8 protein-coding genes are annotated in these 18,810 nt (G+C 53.7%); 6 read left to right on the top strand and 2 right to left on the bottom strand.

Translation table 11 applies throughout. The features are described 5' to 3' along the window. The first annotated feature begins 89 nt into the window (after nt 1-89). Together HCG48_RS02380 and HCG48_RS02375 are read left to right on the top strand one after the other, a co-directional pair. Nucleotides 90-1,214, top strand: a complete 1,125-nt coding sequence (locus HCG48_RS02380) for an RNA-guided endonuclease InsQ/TnpB family protein (RefSeq protein ID WP_168567731.1) — start codon at nt 90-92, stop codon at nt 1,212-1,214. Between the two features lie 502 nt (nt 1,215-1,716). After that, nucleotides 1,717-3,840, top strand: coding sequence for a WD40 repeat domain-containing protein (locus tag HCG48_RS02375; RefSeq protein ID WP_168567730.1), 2,124 nt, complete (start codon nt 1,717-1,719; stop codon nt 3,838-3,840). A gap of 83 nt (nt 3,841-3,923) precedes the next feature. Here HCG48_RS02375 and HCG48_RS02370 read toward each other — a convergent pair whose 3' ends face one another. Next, on the bottom strand, nt 3,924-4,709 hold the full coding sequence (locus HCG48_RS02370; RefSeq protein WP_168567729.1) for a pentapeptide repeat-containing protein: 786 nt from the start codon (nt 4,707-4,709) through the stop codon (nt 3,924-3,926). Nucleotides 4,710-4,991: 282 nt separating this feature from the next. Continuing rightward, nucleotides 4,992-8,234 carry an alpha-mannosidase gene (locus tag HCG48_RS02365; protein ID WP_168567728.1) on the bottom strand — a complete coding sequence of 1,081 codons (3,243 nt, stop codon included), beginning with the start codon at nt 8,232-8,234 and terminating at the stop codon, nt 4,992-4,994. Nucleotides 8,235-8,408: 174 nt separating this feature from the next. Here HCG48_RS02365 and HCG48_RS02360 point away from each other — a divergent pair, with 174 nt between their 5' ends. From HCG48_RS02360 to HCG48_RS02345, 4 genes are all read left to right on the top strand, one after another. Then, a complete protein-coding gene (locus tag HCG48_RS02360; RefSeq protein ID WP_168567727.1) occupies nt 8,409-9,992 on the top strand; it encodes a hypothetical protein in 1,584 nt (527 codons plus the stop codon). Between the two features lie 398 nt (nt 9,993-10,390). Further along, the gene (locus HCG48_RS02355; protein ID WP_168567726.1) at nt 10,391-10,507 is read left to right on the top strand and encodes a photosystem II reaction center protein I; all 117 of its coding nucleotides are present in this window, start codon (nt 10,391-10,393) and stop codon (nt 10,505-10,507) included. 117 nt (nt 10,508-10,624) lie between these two features. Beyond that, complete coding sequence (locus HCG48_RS02350; protein ID WP_168567725.1) at nt 10,625-13,021, top strand: DUF3769 domain-containing protein; 2,397 nt, start codon at nt 10,625-10,627, stop codon at nt 13,019-13,021. 705 nt (nt 13,022-13,726) lie between these two features. Then, nucleotides 13,727-18,730, top strand: coding sequence for a PAS domain S-box protein (locus HCG48_RS02345; protein WP_168567724.1), 5,004 nt, complete (start codon nt 13,727-13,729; stop codon nt 18,728-18,730). The last annotated feature ends 80 nt before the right edge of the window (nt 18,731-18,810 follow it).

Raw genomic sequence — 18,810 nt, 5'->3', positions numbered from 1 at the left:
AGTGGGGTTCGATGCCCCCGAAGCAAGCAATAGTCTACGCAACGCAACCAGTATTTATCAGATTACTGGGTTCATGCTAAAATAGCGGTATGTTGAAAGCAATCAAGGTCAGAATTTACCCTACCGATGAGCAGTCCGTCACACTAGCCAAGCATTTTGGCTGTACACGATGGCTGTGGAATCATTGCCTGTATGTCATGACGGAAACGTACAAGACGACAGGCAAGGGAATTTCTGCCTTGACCATGAAGAAACAGATTCCTACGCTAAAAGCAGAGTATGAATGGCTGAAAGAGTGCTATTCACAATGCTTACAACAGTCGGTACTTAATCTGTCTCAAGGGTTTCAGAACTTCTTTGAGGGTAGAGCAAAATATCCCAATTTCAAATCAAAGCATCGTCGCCAGTCTGTTCAGTTTCCCCAAAACGTCAAAGTGATTTCTGAGTCGGCAATCAAGTTTCCTGGCTTGCTGGGAACGGTTGCAGCAAAGATTCACGGACCGATTGAAGGACAACTAAAAACAGTTACAGTGTCGAAGATGCCAGACGGAAAATACTTTGCCTCGCTACTGATAGAAGATGGCACAGAAAAGCCCGATCCTTCCAGTGATGGTAAGGCGATTGGGATTGATTTGGGATTGACTAACTTTGCTATTACATCCGATGGTTCAAAATTTGTCAATCCTCGCCATCTCAAAAAGCATGAACGGAACCTGAAGCGTAAGCAGCGTAAGTTGTCTAGAAAAAAGAAAGGCAGTCAGAACCGAAACAAAGCACGAATCAAAGTTGCTAAAGTTCACGCCAAAATTGCCAACACTCGAGCGGATTTTCTCCACAAGCTATCCCGCAAGATAGTCAACGAAAACCAAGTGATTGTGGTGGAATCCCCCCTAACCCCCCTTAATAAGGGGGGAACTAAAGGGGGGATAAACATGGTCAAGAATCACAACCTAGCCAAAGCGATAAGCGATGTCGGCTGGGGGCAATTCTGTACCCTGCTCAAATACAAGGCAGAGTTTGAAGGGAAGGTATATCTGGAGGTTGGGCGATTCTTCCCCAGCTCGCACCTTTGCTCAAACACCCTGTTACCGCTAGAAAAGATGGATCTCTCGATTCGCTCATTTGTGTGTCCTTATTGCTCAGAGAGGCACGACAGGGACATCAATGCAGCAATCAATATCAGAAATAACAAGATTACCTTCGCCGTCGCCTAAACTGAAGTCGGGAGCGCGATCGCCTGTTTGGAGAGTCATCGGTAGTCGTTTGAAAATTGAGAGTTTGACACTGCCCTGCCTAAAGGCGAGGGGATTGTTCGTTCATCAACCCAGGATCTTTGGTAAAGCCTCTAGTGCGGGCAAGATCGGCGCCGAGAACTTGTTACGAACTTGAGGATCGCGATCTCCGACAACATTTTAGCGGATCGAGAGTCAGTGGGGGCACGGAGAGGATCTGAAAATGGGAAAATGGGTATGATGAATGTTGGAGTCTATCCGTCGGATTCGAGGTCTCGGTAAAGTCGAGCTGTAAATTTCGACAGATCTGCTGTGTTGACGGCTGTGGTGGCTTCGATGCAGACCTGTTAAGGATCTTCGGTACAAACCGTCAGTCGTCTGAGAATGCGCGCCCACGATCGCACTCGGGAACGGCGATCGCCCCGTCCTCAAAAATTCGAGAAGTTCTGATTTTCGTCAATGTTGCAGTAGTCAAGGTGCAATAATGGCAAACGATCCACATCAACCGGGAGAGAATGACGGAATGGTCGGGGAGATCAAGTCCCGTATTGCCACACTGAAAAACGCATTAAACCAGGGAGAAGCGGGGATAGCGCTCGTCGTCGAAGCGTTAAACGACAAATCCGAACGAGTGCAACGGGTGGCCTATCGCTTGCTGCAAACCCGAGAAGAACCGGAAGCCAAGCAAGCATTACGGCAGTACAATCCCTATCGTGCTTTTAAATGCCTGCGAACCCTCGGCGGACATTCCAGCCGGATTTATAGCGTGGCGATCGCCCCGGACGGCAAAACCCTCGCCAGTGGCAGCAACGACAATACCATCACTCTGTGGAATCTTAACTCGGGTTCGCCGCGATCGCTGCTCGGCGGACATAAAGATTGGATCGATGCCGTCGCCTTCTCTCCCGATGGTAAATGGTTGGCCAGTGCCAGTGGCGACCAAACCATTAAAATTTGGAATGCCGCCACGGCCCAAGAAGTCCGTACCCTCGAAGGACATAATCGTTGGGTCACCTCCGTCGCTTTTTCTCCCGACAGTCAACTCCTCGCCAGTGGGAGTAAAGACAACACGATCGCGATTTGGAATGTCGAAACCGGGGAAGCTTTAAAAACCTTAGAAGGACATCACGATTGGGTTTACTCCATCGCCTTTTCTCCCGACGGCAAACGCCTCGCCAGTGGCGGTGACATCACCGTCAAACTCTGGGAGGTCGAGACCGGAGAGGAGATCGCGACCTTCTGCGGACATCACGATTGGGTGTATTGCGTCGCCTTCAGTCCCAATGGCAAATTTATCGCCAGCAGCAGCGAAGATAAAACGATCGCCGTGTGGGAAGTGGCTACGGGCCAGCGTTGTTTCAACCTCCAGGGACATCGCGAAGCGGTCAACGCGATCGCCTTTACCCCAGATGGCAAAACCCTCGTCAGTGCGGGCGCCGATGAAATTGTCAATATCTGGACCCTCGCCACGGGCAAAGTTCGGCAAACCTTGCGCGGACATACCGATTGGGTCAACTCCCTGGCGATTACCCCCGACGGCCATTTTATCGTCAGTGGCAGCAGCGATCGCAGTATCAAGATTTGGAACCTGGAAACCGGGGAAGAATGCCAAAATTTAGGCCGAGATTCCGAATGGGTCAACTCGGTGATTTTCAGTCCCGACGGTCAAGTGATTGCCGGAGGGGGCGAATTTGAACAACGCAAACGCTGGAATCTCCATAGTGGCGAAGAACTGCGATCGCTCACCGGACAGTCTAGCTGGGTCGAGGCGATCGCGATCGGTCCGGACGGACAACTCCTCGCCAGTGGTAGCGAAGACGGACTGATCAAACTGTGGAACCTCTATCAAGGGGACCTCAAACTCGTCCTGCGCGGACATACCGATGGCGTCTGGTCCGTCGCTTTCAGTCCCGACGCCCCCCTCCTCGCCAGCGCCAGTGGCGACGAAACCATTATCCTCTGGAATCTCAACACCGGGGAAGCCATCCGAACCCTCACCGGACATTCCTACCGCGTCGATGAGGTCCTGTTCAGTCCTACCGCCCCTTTGCTGGTCAGTTGTAGCGCCGACGAAACGATCAAAGTGTGGGATCGCGATCGCGGAACCGTCATTCGCACCTTAGAAGGGCATCGCGAAGCCGTCATGTGTTTGGCCCTCTCCCCCGACGGCAACACCCTCGCCAGTGGCAGCGAAGACGGCAAAATCAAACTCTGGAAACTCCACACCGGAGAAGAACTGACCACCCTCGACGCCCACGAAGCCCCGGTAATGTCCCTCGCCATCAGCGCCGACGGGCGCCTCCTCGCCAGTGGTAGCGAAGATGCCACAGTCAAACTGTGGAACCTGCACAACGGCAAACTGCTGGTCAGCCTCGACAAACACGCCGATGCAGTGAATACCGTCGCCTTTAGCCCCTACGCCTATCACCTCGCCTCGGGTAGTTCCGACAAAACGATCCAATTGTGGAATCTCTACACCGGGAAAGTCCTGCGAACCCTAACCGGGCATTCCAACTGGGTCAACGCCGTGGCATTCAGTCCGCGAACTTCCCAAATTATCGCCAGTGGGAGTGCTGATGGAACCTTGAAAGTGTGGGGCAGGAAATAGGCACCGATCCCGATTCCCCACTCCCTCGGCGCCATCTAAACTCTCAACTCTAAACTCTCAACACTCAACACTCAAAACATTCTCTAAAGTGCTGCCGTTCGTGCCACCATTTGGGGCTGGACGGCGACATTTTTTTCGGGGGGCCACCACCGATCCCATTGGGGGCGATCGCCCCGTTCTACAGCAGGTAAGATTAAGGTTAACTTGAGACTTTTAACCTGTTCTAAATTCGTTTCGCTTAAATTAGCCCCTTGCAAATTGACGCAATTTAAAGACGCCTCGCTAAAATCGGCACCGTTTAAATTCGCTTCGACTAAAAAGGTGCCAAATAAATAAGCCTTGTTGAAACTCGCCCGAGTTAAATTCGCCTGTTTTAAAAAACTGCCCAATAAAAAGGCTTCGCTGAAATTCGCCCTTTCTAAAATAGCATCTTCTAAATCTGCCCCAGCTAAATTAGTTCCGGTAAAATTAGCTTCCGTCAAATTTCCTTGAATCAGTTTCGTCCCGGTCAAATTCGCTCGCGTAAAATTCGCCCCTTTCGCCTTCTCCCAGGGTAAAATGACTCCGCGTAAAATCGCCCCAGAAAGGTTCGCCCCGGTGAAATTAGTCTCGCCTAACATGGCGTGAGTCAAATCCGCCCCCGTCAGATCGGCCCCGGACAAATTTGCTCGCGTCAAGTCCGTTCCACTTAAGTCGGCGTTGCTTAAATTTGCCCCCGTTAAATTCGCTCCAATTAAATCGACACCTGTTAAATGAATGTTTCGTAAATCAGCCCCCGCTAGGTCGAAACCCGTCAGATCGTACAGGACAAAATCGCGTTTTCCCGCTTGATAAGCATCGAGAAAATCTTGGGTACTGATTTTGTTCATGATGGTAGACCGATAGAAATTGAACCGAGGTGCGATGCTGCTGACTCCTTTGGAGTCGCTGCACGAACGCACCTCAATTCCCTTTGCAATTTTCTACAATCGAATCCGGAAATTTTGCAGCAATTGCCTTCAAAACCCGCCAAAATGTCGCCCTACCCTTGAAGAAATGGCGATCGCTCCGTGCAGCTCGTCATTGCTTGACTTATGTCCCAAAACGTGGTACTAACGCTCAATTGGACAGGGGGACAGAAATTCGAGGCAGAGTTTAACGGTATTTGAGCTCTACAGGGAGGAATCGGGTTGGGGGGCGTTCCCTGGCGGAAAGCGACGCAGAATCGCCTGCGTGAGAATTTGCCAGGGAGACACGGCGAAATTCACTCCTGTTGACGGACTTTCAGCCATTTTAAGAGGTCGTTCTAACAAGTCGAGGCGATCGCCTAATTTTAGATCGAGATCGCTCCTTAATTCAACCTCTGTCGCTTTTCCTTCAGTTTCATAACAGCGCAAAACCCAGCCGTGGCGATCGTCTTGCGCCCGTTTTAACGCCATAACTATTATATTTTTCGCCGATAACTCTAGAAATGTCGAACTCGCCGATAAAACATAGTCCTGATTGGCATCTTTCTTGCTAAAATTATCCTCAATGTCAATAACTCTCACCGGAAAATTCAACTCGTAGCCGCGACGAACAGTATTCGCTTGCTTCCAATCTCCCCGATGGGGATAAACCGCATAAATAAACTGATGTCGTCCTAAATCCGCTTGAGGATTTGGCCAAGTTGCCCCCCGCAATAGGGTTAAACGCAATTGATTGGGTTTGGCATCATAACCGTATTTGCAGTTATTTAATACACTGACACCATAGTGGCGATCGCCTAAATCTGCCCAGTGAATGGCCGGAACTTCCCATTTTGCCCGTTCTGCGTCGGTTTGGGGTTGCGTCGATCGCGCGATCGCCCCACAGGGCATCTCGTAAGTCGCAAAGTCGGCCTCTAAGTTCAGTGGAAACGCCGCTTTCACTAAAACATGACGTTCTTGCCAATCTACAGTTGTTTCTATTTTTAAAACAGGCGAATTCGCTTCTAATACATAATCCTGGATAAAGGTAGATTGGCTAAATTTTCTAACTACTCGTACCCTCTGTTCCAGCTTACCATAACTTTGCCATTTAATTTCAGTTAAGACGGCATCTGTTAAGCGATGTTGTTCGTAATCCGGATCGATATTCCACGCATCCCAATATTGTCCGCTATCGGCGAAAAACTGTAATTGATTGCCAGGATGGCTTAAAACTTCTCGATGTTCTATTTTATCCCAAAATTGAGCAATGTTTCCCGTTGTTGCATCAATTTCAATTTGAAATAAGTCATTTTCTAAGATGTAGGCGTTATTCACTGGAGGGGAAACAAACATCTCGCTGCATTCCTCCTTTCGCGGGAATGAGGAATTAGACCTGTTTCGGTTCAACCGGGGAGATTTGGGATCGTCTCCTTCGGAGATGTCCGACTTTACAATCACTTTTTCTGCGGGACACAGCCAGAAAAGGCGATATCCGATGGAAGGGATCTTGTTAGCTTCAAAAACCAGGCGATTTTCGATGATTTGCGATCGCACTTCTCGACCGTCACCGTCGTAAATCTTGCTGCTTATTTCCTCTGGAGATAACGTCAAAGTAACGATCGGCGATCGCCTCCAGTTGAGACTGTTAAAAACAGCGATCGCGCGGGCATTTTCCTGGGGAGGGGTAGGCAGATCGATATGAGAGGCGATCGCCTTTAAAGACTGTTTAATAATATCGCTAACGACTTTCTCAGCTTTTTCCCATCCCGGTCGGACTTCCTCGTAAACTTCCGGAATTGAGGAACCGGGTAAAATATCATGAAACTGATTAAATAATAAAGTCTTCCAGGCCGATTCTAGTTCCGATTTTGGATAAGTTAAATTATCGATCGCTTCTGCAAAGCTGGCGAATAACTCGGCTTCGTATAAGCCCCCTTCTAAACGACGATTCCATAATTTTTGGTCGGCGTGAGTCGTATAACAGCCGCGATGGAATTCTAAATACAGTTCGTCATTCCAGACCGGGAGAGAATCCGGCGTGGTTGTAGATGTTTCTAATTCTTGCAAATAGGCGATCGCCGTGGTAAATTTCGTGTCTGGGAAAAAGGGCGAAGCTTGCCATTGCTGGCGCAGTTCTAACATATCTCGTGTCGGACCGCCGCCGTGGTCGCCAACTCCCGGCAACCATAAGCAAAAATTACCCCCGGTTTTGCGATTCCAGTCGGTGGTATAGCTAGCCATTTTTAACGGATCGATCGCCTGACCGATGAGGGAAGACATCAGGCTAAAAATGCGGGTTCCGTCGGGAGACTGCCACCAGAAGACCTCGTAAGGAAACTCGGTGGTATCGTTCCAGCGCAGTTTTTGGGTGACGAAATAATCGATTCCACCTTGTTTGAAAAGTTGGGGAATTTGCCAACAAAAACCGAAACTGTCGGGAAGCCACGCCACCGGGCAAAGTTGACCGAATTTTTCGAGACAATACTGTTGTCCGTAAAGGACTTGACGGGCGATCGCCTCGCCGCTAATTAGGTTGAGTTCGGGTTCGACCCACAAACTGGCTAAAATTTCCCATTGACCACTTTTGACGCGATTGCTAATGGCTGCAAATAAGTCGGGGCGATGTTGTTCGATCCAGGAATAAAGGGCGGCGGTGGTATGTCCGAAGGTTAAATCGGGGAAGTCTCCCATTAAGTTTAAAACGGAATCAAAGGTCCGTTGGGCGGCGTCCCAGGTTTCGGCGATCGGCCATAACCAGGCTAGGTCTAAATGGGCGTGACCGAGGAGGTGAATGTTAAAGGTGGAAATAAGTTCAGTTTGAGATAAGAGTGTTTGGCGAATTTCGGTTAAGGCTTGCTCGAATTGGGGGCGATCGCCTACCCTATCCCAAGGGATTGTGTCGAGCAAACGGTCAATTTCCGCTAATTTTTGTTCGGAATTCTTGGAAGATCGAATAAATTGTTGTAGAATAGACACTTCATCGGCAAAAAACCCGGGGTCGAGGCTCGATTCTCCTTGGCGTTCGTACAAACAGAGAGACTGAACTAAAGCCCCCGGATCGTGATGGGGGGCGACCAAGCGCAAAGCGAGATCGATCGCTTGATTTGGAGTGGTCTTGGAACTGAGTACAATCCGGGTTTGGCAATCGAAAAGATCGCCTTCGCCGACGAGTTCGCCATTGACGAAAATTTGAGCTCGTTCGGCCCACCAGGTTAAGGCCAGTCGTAAAATACAATCGTGGACGGGATAGCCGTTCAAGTGTGCGGGGATGACGAGACGTTGCGCCAACCAGAGCACTCGTCCCGGTTCCCAGGCAAGATGCTCGCGATCGTTCAAGGGCGCGATCGCCCACTGGGAGAAGGTTTCGGCGTTTGTGGCGCTGGAGAGATCGTCGGTTGTGCTGCAAGTATGCCAGGTGTGGCGCAGGTCGTAGCGAACGAGTTGGCGCAGTCGGTCGAGGAACATGAGGGATTTTAGAGTTTAGATTTTAGAGTGGGGAAGTGTCTGCAGTGATTGTCTCCCGACTCGCGACCCTTGCCAAAATAAATTGCTCCACTTCCGATTATCATAAAAAGCAGGGGTTGCTCTAGCTACTTCCCCGGGTTCACCCGGATTTAACACCGTTATCGCCAAACTGCTATGTCTTCTGGTCGCTATCAAAGCAGAGTCTTTAATTTCCTCCACGGTAAAACGCGCAAGATGGCGCAACAGTGGGAGAAAACGTCGCGCCAGCTTAAGGAAATTGCCCAAGTTGGGGTGCATTTGTTGTTGGTTCCGGTTTATGCGGTTTACCAGGCGACTCGAACGGTGGGAAAACGGCTTAAAGGTCGTCCGGCGGCAGGTGTCGGGGCGAAAACGTTGGGAACGGGAGAGACGCGACCCGCGACGTCGGCGCCTCCAGAAGCTGGATCTGACGCTATTTTAGCCCGGGAAGGGGATACGCCGATCGCCCGGGTGCTGATGTCGGTGGAGGCGATCGCCCCCGAGGATAGCGCAACAGATCCCGGGGCGATTGTCAAGGTGCGCGAAGTTCACCCGATCGCCAAAATTCGGGCGGTTCCGCAGGCGATCGCGCGGTGGTTTGATGGTAAAATCGCACCGTTTGCGGCTCGTCTGTGGCGCGGATCGACCCGTGGGCAGCTTAAGATTATCGGAGTGGCGAGCGATTTGGCAACGCGATCGCTGGTACTCGTCGGCGAAAATTATCGGATTTTAGGGATTTTAACCCCGCAACAACAGCAAATTTTACGCGATCGCATCGACTGGGAACTGCAAGGAGGCGATCGCCCACCGTTGTTCGGTGGAACGGCTCCCCGTCCGTTAGGGTCAAAAATGGCAACTCCTGCGATTCAAGGGAGTTCTCGGGGGATTCAGCCGCAATGGGGAAGCTTTTTAAAAGGGGGTTCCATTGTCACCCGATCGCCCCAAATTCGGCCATCGGAGGCGATCGAGGCCGCAACGGCGATCGCGATCGGCGAGACTCTCCCCTTAGCCGGTCCGTTGATGAAACTCGATCGCGCGATCGCCCGGGTGGAAAAAACGGCAGTTCCGGCGATCGCCTGGGTACAAGATCTGGCAGTGGCGTTAGTCAGCGACCCTTACGAGTTCCCCCAATCGCCGATCGCCCCGGGAGAACCGACGGCGACCATTTTGCGCATTCAAGCCTTAATCGAAGCGGCGATCGACTATTTCTTCGGAAGCCGCGAACCGTCCCTGACCGGGGAGATCGAGGAGGACGACGCACTGGAACGGCGATCGCCTCGGGGAACCTTGGCGGGCGATCGCGCCGTCCCCAAACCAGCCCGAACCCACCGTTTACCCCAGCCCCTCAGCGTCGATCTCGGTCTCTTCCGCCAAGGTCAGTGGGTCGGCGAGACGATCGCCGCCGCCCCCAAACCGACGATGGCGAAAGTGTCTGCATCCGGGGAACGCGCTTTAAAGCGGGTCAAAGCCCAAGTCGCGAAGCGCGATCGGGCGATCGCCAGCGCCACCGCAGCGATCCAAGCCGCTACCACTTCCCCCACGATCGCCACCGCGTCGCCCTCGGGCCAAACCCCGGAATTCCATCCAGATTGGATCGAAGCCTGTGTCACCCAAGTGGAATACGTCAAACATCCCCTAGAACGGGTTTTAGAATGGGTCGATCGCGCCATGCTTTATCTCGAAGAAAAGGCGATCGCCTTGTGGCAGTGGTTGCACGTCCAACTCGACCGCTACCGTTGAAATGGCGCCGAGATTGACCCTCTAACCTGGTGGGGATCGCGATCCCTCTCCAGAAGATCCCCAGTTCTTCCCAGGGGAAGCGATCGCGTTTTCGATCGAATCCGTTTACCTTTCACGCTATAATACGATGCCAGGCTAAAATGATAAAGCCATGCTGGTTTAGGAACTACCCTGGGGCGCAGGGAAAGTAACGTCTCTGGAGAGACTGGCCTCGGTCTGGATACAGATCGGCCAACTCGTCGAAAGAGAAACTCTAAATAGTGATATTTAGGATCCCCGTCTCTTTAAAGCGGGAATACGTCAAAAAAAATAACCTGATTTCGATATGATAAGGGGAGCTATCTACATCTCGATAGCAACAGCCCTCAAACCTTTTAGATTGTTTTGGAGATCCTGTAATGGTCACCCTAAAAATTGCCGTTTATTTGACGGTCACTTTCTTTGTTGTCTTATTCGTATTTGGCTTTTTAAATGGAGACCCGGCGCGCAACCCGAAACGACGCGATTTAGAATAAGCAAGGCTGTATCCTTGGTAAGCGTCAAAACGGGGCGGCCTTCGGGTCGCCCGCGCTGGCTCCAGGGGGAACGTGGTACGTCCGGGCTGTGTGTTCTTTGATGTTTGATTCAGAAATATGCCTTATCCGGCTCTCCCGCCCGAACCACCCTCTATTGTCATTACCTTCGACTATCGCTGTTCATCCACCCCGCGATCGCCCGCCCTTTCTTCCCCAGGATCGCCGTCTGTAGAGGCGATCGGCTCGGAATTGTTTCAACCGCTCACCGATGCGTCCTTGCTCGGGACGCCTCTCGAAATCGACTTATCCCCGCAACCGAGGGACGATCGCCGTACCGGAGATCCCGCTTCAGTCCGTCCCGGAGCGATCGCCCCGCCCGAGGCGATCGTCGAAACCGAATTTTTCGACGCGCCCCGTCCCCTTCCGTCCACGGCGCGCAACCCGGGTAAAACCGTAAAACCCCGCCGCGAAATTCCAGCACCGGATCCGAGCAAAATCGGGCAAGTGCTGCGCAAAATTCCCGGAGAACCCCACAGTCTCCCGCACCGATCGCCCGGTGATTTTTACCGAAGCCTCGAATCGGTCTATACCCGGCAAAGCGGTCAATCCCCACAAGTCGCGAACCCCGCCCCGACCAGTCCGCCTGCGGAAGTCATCCCCTCTCAGGTCGTGGAACTGCGATCGAACCGCCAACAGTACGATACCGAGGCCCGAGTCGTCACCGCCGAAGGAGAGGTTTTAATGCGCTTTCGCGGGGCGATCCTGGCGTCCGACTGGCTGCAAATGAATCTCGATAGCCGGATTGCCGTCGCCGAAGGAGACGCCATCTATACTAAAGGGCCGCAAGTGCTGCGCGGCGATCGCATCGAATACGATACCGTTCGTAACCTCGGCGAAGTCAACGTCGCCCGAGGGGAACTCTTTTTCCCCTCCGCCGCCCAAGATTTCGGTCCGCCCTTACCCACCGATGTCACGTCCACCGCCTTGCAAGACCGCGCCCTGGTCGATCGCCTGCGCGCCGGACAACCGCCCAAACGGGTGTTACCCGGGGGCGGCGTCTTCGTCGGAACCGGAGGCGGGCGCCAATTTGGCTTGCCCGCGATCGGGGGAACCCTCAACCGCTTGCGCTTTGAAGCCGAACGCCTCAATTTCAACGATGAAGGCTGGGAAGGAACCAACGTGCGGATCTCGAACGATCCGTTTTCCCCTCCAGAATTGGAATTTCGCGCGGAATACGCCCGAGGTCGGCGCCTGTCTCCAGAACAAGATGAAATCGTCGCCAAACGGGGCCGCTTGGTGTTCGACCAAAAAGTTTCGATCCCGATCGTGCGCGAACGGGTGATTATCGATCGCTCCGATCGCGATCCGTCTCTGATTCGCTTCGGTTACGACCGCGAAGACCGAGGCGGGTTGTACGTAGAAAGCACCGTGGCGCCGCCCCTTCCCGGCCCGTTTCGCCTCAATTTAATCCCCCAATATTACCTCCAGCGATCCCTCGAAGAAGGAACCGGAACCTTCGATCGCCTCTTCGGACTCAAGGCGAAATTGCAGGGGAATTTGACGCCGACGACGACCTTGACCGGATCGGCGGTGTTTACCAATTTCGACTTTAACGGCGACGAGGAAAACCCCCTCGATCCCAACGAAAATGACAATTTTCGCGGCAGTTTGCGCCTACAGCAACAACTCGGCGGCTATCGCGTCTCCGGGGAATATTCTTACCGCGATCGCCTCTTTAACGGGTCGTTGGGCTATCAAACAGTCCAGCAAAGTCTCGGGGTGGTGGTCACCTCTCCGGTGATTCCCTTGGGGAAAACTGGGTTTAATTTGAGCTATCAAGGCAGTGCCCAGGCGATCGAAGCGGACAGCGATCGCCTCGAATTGCTCGAACCGATTCGGGAAAATAACCGCATCGACCTCAATCGCTACCAAGCCAGTGCCTCTCTCAGTCGCGGGGTGCTATTGTGGAAAGGTGATAGCTTGCCCGCGACCCCAACGCAAGGGCTACGTTATACGAATGCTCCAGTGGTTCCCTACGTCAGTCTCTTTGGCGGCTTGACGGCAGTCGCTACCGCGTACAGCAACGACGATACCCAAAATACATTGACAGGAACGATCGGCATTCAGGGACAGTTCGGTCATTTTTCTCGCCCTTGGTTGGACTATACTGGGTTTAACTTGGGATTGTCGCGCGTTTGGCAAGATGGGGAATCGCCGTTCTTGTTCGATCGCATTGCGGATGCCAAGGTACTGTCTGCTGGAATCGTCCAGCAAATTTACGGTCCGTTCCGCCTCGGGGTGCAAACGTCGATTAACTTGGATACGGGAGAGCGGATCGGGACGGATTACCGTATAGAGTACAGTCGTCGCACTTATGGTGTAACACTGAGCTATAACCCGGAGCGAGCGATCGGAAACCTCACTTTAAGGATTAGCGATTTTAACTGGGTCAGTGGTGGCGAGACCTTTTCCAGCCCGGAGGTGCGATCGGTGGATGGAGGAGTGCGCCGTTAGAGCCGTCTTGAAGCGCACTGGGTCGGCCAATATGAGGCCAATATGAATATAGATGAATTGCGCTCGATCGCCTCGGCGTCGGACAAATTGTGGGTCGTCTTCTCAATCAACCCTCTGTTTTTTTCTCTCTCTAGGGGAATCGATTTTCCCTCGGTGTCGCCAAGGGTTTATATAAGAAATGGCGATCGCCAGCCTCGGGAAGTCCCCCGGATGCCCTCCCGACGGGCCCCTTTTTCGAGCTAGAAACGAGGGAGAACGGGCGAACAAATTACGGTGACCGACTTCAAAATCACCGACCCGAACGGCGATGAAAATCCTTAAATTTTTGTTAACTTTTATGGGCAAGGGATTTGAACGGGGCTGCCAATCGGGAAGGCGATCGCCGAAGGAGGAAACGCCAAAACCTAAGCTTGCAATCAGTTTATCAACTCTTTAAACTTCGGAGATTTCTTTTACATAAACTTGAAGAAGATCCCCGACGGTTTTGACGACCCTGCCCGTGGAGATCGACTCAAGAGAACGAAGGCGATCGCGAGTAAAGTAAACTTTTATTTATTTAAAAGGCTGGGGGATCGCGGTAATATAAAAAAGGGGAAATCATTTTCAGCTTTAAGATCCGTCGGATAAACGACCTTCGACGGCTCAGAAGATTCAACCGGGCCTGCAATTCACCGAGTGCCCTACTCAAGCGAGTCCCACCATGCTATGTACCTTCAGAACTCCTCGGTCTGTTCCGATCTGTTAGATGCGGCGATCGACCGTCATCCCGTGACCGTTTCCGCCAGCACTTCTTTAGAGAAAATCGTGGCGTTAATGAGTCAGGAAAGTAACTTATGTACCTTACGGCAAAAATCGAATCCCCTCGATCGCCACGGCTTCAACGAAGCGCGAGCGAGTTGCGTATTGGTTGTCGAAAATAATCGGTTAGTCGGATCGATTGGCGAAGGGGAGATCGTCGAATGTCTCTTGCGAGAAATCAAACTCGACCGATTGACCGCAGGCGAGGTCATGAACCGCAATTTAATTACCATTCGTCAGTCAAACTTGAGCGACCTATTCGCCATTGTCAACTTGTTAAAAGGATATGGGGTCGGTTATTTACCCGTCCTAGACGATCGCGATCGCCTCGTCGGACTGGTGAGTTCCCAAAGCTTGCAATCGTGCTGGCATCCGGTAGACCTACTCAAATTGCGGCGAGTCGTCGAGGCGATCGACACCCAAGGAATTTGCGTGAGTGCGAACAGTTCCTTGCAAGACATCGTACAGGCGATCGCCCGTCACCAACACGAATGCGCGATCGTGTGCGAACTCTCCAGTCCGGGGCGATCGTCTCGCCGTCCCCTCGGCATCGTCAGCAAACGAGATCTCGTGCGCGCTCGGGGGTTAAACTTGGATTTTATCGGCATTCCCGCCCGGGAAGTCATCGGCGAAGCCGTGGTTTGTGTCAAACCGGACGATTCCTTGTGGGTCGCCCATCTGGAAATGCAACGCCAGGGAGTGCGACGGGCGATTTGTCGTGACGAGAAGGGCGAATTACTCGGCATCGTCACCCAGGCGAGCTTATTGCGGGCGATCGATCCGGTAGACCTGTACGGCGTCATTCAAACTTTGCAGCAAAAAGTGGGTCAACTGAGTGCGGAAAATCGTCAACTGTCGCGGGCTTCGAGATCGAATTCGGGGTCGAGAGCGAGCCGAACCCGCAGGCGCCGAAGTGCCAGAAGCGATCGCCTGTTAGAACAAATTGCCCTCAAAACCTATCAAAATCGCCCCCTCAGCGAAATTTTCGGCCCGATCGCGAGGGAAGTGCGCGAAGTCCTCGGCAGCGATCGCGCGATCCTCTGTCGCTTCCTCGACGACGGCACCCCGGCGATCGAAAGCGAAGCCACGGCGCCGGGGGTGCCATCCGTGGGAACCGTCCCCTCGACGGCGGTCGAGATCGCCGATTGGATCGGAGCCTTCGCCAAAGGAGAGCGCCAGGCGATCGCCAATCTCAGCAGTAGCGGACTGCCGGAAGAAGTCGTCAAACCCTTGCAAAAATTGGGCGTTAAAGCCCAACTCGTCCTTCCGATCGCCCGTGGGGAACTTCAACCCCTGGCCCCGCTCGATCTCCAAGGAAGCGCCCCCGAACGACCGTGGGGATTGCTCGTCGTCCAGTACGCCCGCCGCCTTCGCCGTTGGAAGAGTTGGGAAATCGAGTGGGCCGAACAATTGGCCGTGCAACTGGCGATCGCCATCCGACAGCACGATTTACAGCAACACCTGGGCGAAGGCGCCCGCCAACAGCAACAGCTCGAACGGCAAATCCAACGGGAAAGAAGCTCAAAAGCCGTCGCCGAACGCTCCCTCGTCGTCGTCATCGACCCCCGAGGTCGGATCGTGCAAGTAGATCCTCACACCGAGGCGAGCTTGGGAAGCTCCGACGAAGCCCTGCGCGAGCGACGACTGGCGGACCTGTTCGAGTCGGAAGCACGGGCCGAAGCCTTCCACGACTGGCTCGTCGGTAACGGCGATCGCCCCTGGGAAAGCACCTGGAAAGACGCCGACGGCGACCCGATCCCGATCGTCTGGTCGAAAATGCCCCTCGCCACCCGCGAAGCAAACGGCAAGTACACGATCGCCACCGCCACGATCGCCCGTCGCGCCGAAGAAACTAGCCTCAAACAGCTCAACGAAAACCTCGAACGACGGATCGAAGAGCGCACCGACCAACTGATGCAACTCAACGAAGAGTTGCTGCGCGAAATCGCCGACCGCCAAAAAGCACAACAAGCCCTACGGGAAAGCGAGTGGCGCTATCGGGCGATCGTCGAAGATCAAACCGAATTAGTCTGTCGCTTTTTACCCGACGGCACCGTGACCTTCGTCAACGACGCTTACTGTCGCTACTTCCAACAAGAGCGATCGCAAGCCCTCGGCAGCAACTTCCTCGCCACCCTCCCCGAAGAGAGCCTGAGCGAAGCGGGCGATCGCCTCCAACAGCTCACCCCCGAGCATCCCAGCATCGTCCTCGAATACCCCGTCGTCCTGCCCGACGGAGAACGGCGCGCCCTCCAGTGGAGCAAACGGGCGATTTTCGACGAACGCGGTCTCGTGCGCGAGTTTCAAGCGGTCGGACGCGACATCAAGGAGCGTCAAGCCGCCGAACAAGCCCTGCGCGAGAGCGAGCAGCGTTTTCGGCTGATGGCCGATAATGCCCCGGTGATGATCTGGCTCGCCGACGCCGACGGGAACGGCACCTTTTTCAACAAAACCTGGCTCGACTTTACCGGACAGACCCCCGCAGAAGCCGCCGGGAAAGGTTGGATCGAATGCCTCCACCCGGAAGACCGCAAGCGCACCTTAAATGGCTTTTTCGCCGCCCTCAAAGGTCGCAAGAGCTGGCGGGTCGAATATCGGCTGTTTTGCGCGCGCGGCGAATATCGCTGGATTTTGCATACCGGAGTGCCGCGCCTGACCCCGAACGGCGAATTTGCCGGGGCGATCGTCTCTTGCGTCGATATCGACGATCGCAAACACGCCGAAGAAACCTTATTGCGCATTAGCAAAGCCGTCGAAAGTTCCAGCGACGCGATCGCCATGAGCGACCTCAACGGACAATCCACCTACCATAACAGCGCCTTTATCGAACTGTTTGAATATAACGTCGAAGACCTCAATGCTGCCGGAGGTGCCGCCGTCCTGTTCGCCGATGTCGATTGCTTCCGGGAAGTCTTTTCCACCACGGTTCGCGGCGAATCCTGGAAAGGCGAAGTCGAAATGCACAGTCGCACGGGGCGCCAGCGCCAGATTTCCTTACGAGCCGACGCCATCAAAAACCCCGCCGGACAAATCGTCGGCGCGATCGGCATTTATACCGACATTACCGAGCGCAAAAGCGCCGAACAAGCCCTGCGCCAAAGCGAAGAACGGTTTCGCACCCTGGCTAACTTTACCTACGATTGGGAATACTGGATCGCTCCCGACGGCGAATTCGTCTACATGTCCGCCTCGTGCGAGCGCATTTCCGGCTACAGCGTCGCCGAGTTCCTTTCCGATCGCCAACTATTGTATTCCCTGATACATCCCGAAGACCGCGATCCCGTCGTTACCTCCTTGCAGGACGAGTTAGTCAATCCCAAAATCTTCGCCTTCGACTTCCGCATCGTCCATCGCAACGGTCAGGTGCGCTGGGTCGCCCATATTTGCCAACCCGTTTACAGCAGTGAGGGGGAATGGCTGGGATTGCGCGTGAGCAATCGCGACATTACCGAACGCAAAGAAGCAGAAGAAGCCTTACGAGAAAAACAGCGTTTTATCGAAAAAATTACCGAAACCACCCCCAACCTCCTCTACATCTACGACACCCTCGAACGGCGCAATACCTACGCCAACCGCGAATTTGCCGAAATTTTGGGCTATACGCCCCAGGACATTGAAAACATGGGCGTCGAGTTTTTCGCACAAGTGATGCACCCGGACGATTTGTCCCGACTCCACCAACAACTCGCCAAATTGGATCGGGTGGCGGACGGCGAAATTATGGAGCGCGAGTATCGCATCGAAGATAAAAACGGTCACTGGCACTGGTTTTACAGCCGCGATATTATTTTCACCCGCACGGCAGATGGCAAACCGAAGCAGATCCTCGGTACGGCGTCGGACATTACCGAACGCAAGCAAACCGAACAGCAACTGCATCAAGCCAACAGTCAGCTCAAGTGCTGGGTGGAACAACTCGAATTACGCAACCGCGAGATGGCGTTACTCGGGGAAATGAGCGATTTCCTGCAAGCGTGTCTGACGGTCGAAGAAGCCTACAAGGCGCTGCCGAGTTTTTTACAGCCGTTGTTTCCCGACTGTTCCGGCGGCATTTTTGCGATTAACAATTCCAATAATTTAGTGGAATTGGTGGCGGATTGGGGCGCGGCTCAACAAGGGGAATCCCTGTTCGTCCCCCACGAGTGCTGGGCGTTACGGCGGGGACGATCTCACGTTGTGGACGGCAAAGATGTGGGACTGCTCTGTTCTCATGTGAGACGGGTAGCCCTGGACGGGCGATCGCTTTGCGTGCCGATGATGGCCACGGGGATGACCTGGGGGATGCTGCACTTGAGTAGCACCCAGCTCGAAGCCTTGAGCGAAGCCAAACAGAAGTTGGCGCGCACGGTTTGCGAACATATCGCCCTGGCTCTGGCGAATTTGAAATTGCGCGAAACCCTCCAATACGAAAGTATTCGCGACCCCCTCACGGGCCTGTTCAACCGCCGTTATTTAGAAGAATCCCTCGAACGGGAAGTCCACCGGGCCTCGCGGGCCGGGCAGCCGTTGGGGATTTTAATGCTCGATGTAGACCATTTCAAACGGTTTAACGATACTTTCGGACACGAGGCAGGGGATGCGGTATTGCGCGAGTTGGGGCGCTTTTTGAAACGCAATATTCGCGATTCCGATATCGCCTGTCGCTATGGCGGGGAAGAGTTGACCCTGATTTTCCCGGAAGCGTCGTTAGAAAATACGATTCGCCGGGCCGAGGAGATCCGCGAGGGGGTCAAGTTTTTAAATGTCGAACATCGGCGGGAGTTGCTCGATCCGATTTCGCTGTCGGTGGGGGTGGCGTGCTTCCCGGAACACGGACAGACGGGAGAGGCGATTATTCGGGCGGCAGATGCGGCGCTCTATCGGGCGAAGTTGGAAGGGCGCGATCGCGTGGTGACCGCGTTTACGAGCTAGTCAGAGCAGCAAGGTCGCGCAATGGCCTGATGTCAATTCCTCCAAATTTCGGTATGATGTTGGAGATTCTAGAGGCGAGA

This window comes from Oxynema aestuarii AP17 (genome assembly GCF_012295525.1).
Lineage (GTDB): Bacteria > Cyanobacteriota > Cyanobacteriia > Cyanobacteriales > Laspinemataceae > Oxynema > Oxynema aestuarii.
Note: the sequence above shows the minus strand (reverse complement) of the source record. Positions and strands in the feature narration are given on the sequence as shown.

Bases quoted from the DNA above. Each gene is read 5' to 3' on its own strand.
- HCG48_RS02375 (WP_168567730.1), top strand. From the start codon at position 1,717: ATGGCAAACGATCCACATCAACCGGGAGAGAATGACGGAATGGTCGGG.
- HCG48_RS02345 (WP_168567724.1), top strand. From the start codon at position 13,727: ATGTACCTTCAGAACTCCTCGGTCTGTTCCGATCTGTTAGATGCGGCG.
- HCG48_RS02365 (WP_168567728.1), bottom strand. From the start codon at position 8,234: ATGTTCCTCGACCGACTGCGCCAACTCGTTCGCTACGACCTGCGCCAC.
- HCG48_RS02380 (WP_168567731.1), top strand. From the start codon at position 90: ATGTTGAAAGCAATCAAGGTCAGAATTTACCCTACCGATGAGCAGTCC.
- HCG48_RS02370 (WP_168567729.1), bottom strand. From the start codon at position 4,709: ATGAACAAAATCAGTACCCAAGATTTTCTCGATGCTTATCAAGCGGGA.
- HCG48_RS02355 (WP_168567726.1), top strand. From the start codon at position 10,391: ATGGTCACCCTAAAAATTGCCGTTTATTTGACGGTCACTTTCTTTGTT.
- HCG48_RS02350 (WP_168567725.1), top strand. From the start codon at position 10,625: ATGCCTTATCCGGCTCTCCCGCCCGAACCACCCTCTATTGTCATTACC.
- HCG48_RS02360 (WP_168567727.1), top strand. From the start codon at position 8,409: ATGTCTTCTGGTCGCTATCAAAGCAGAGTCTTTAATTTCCTCCACGGT.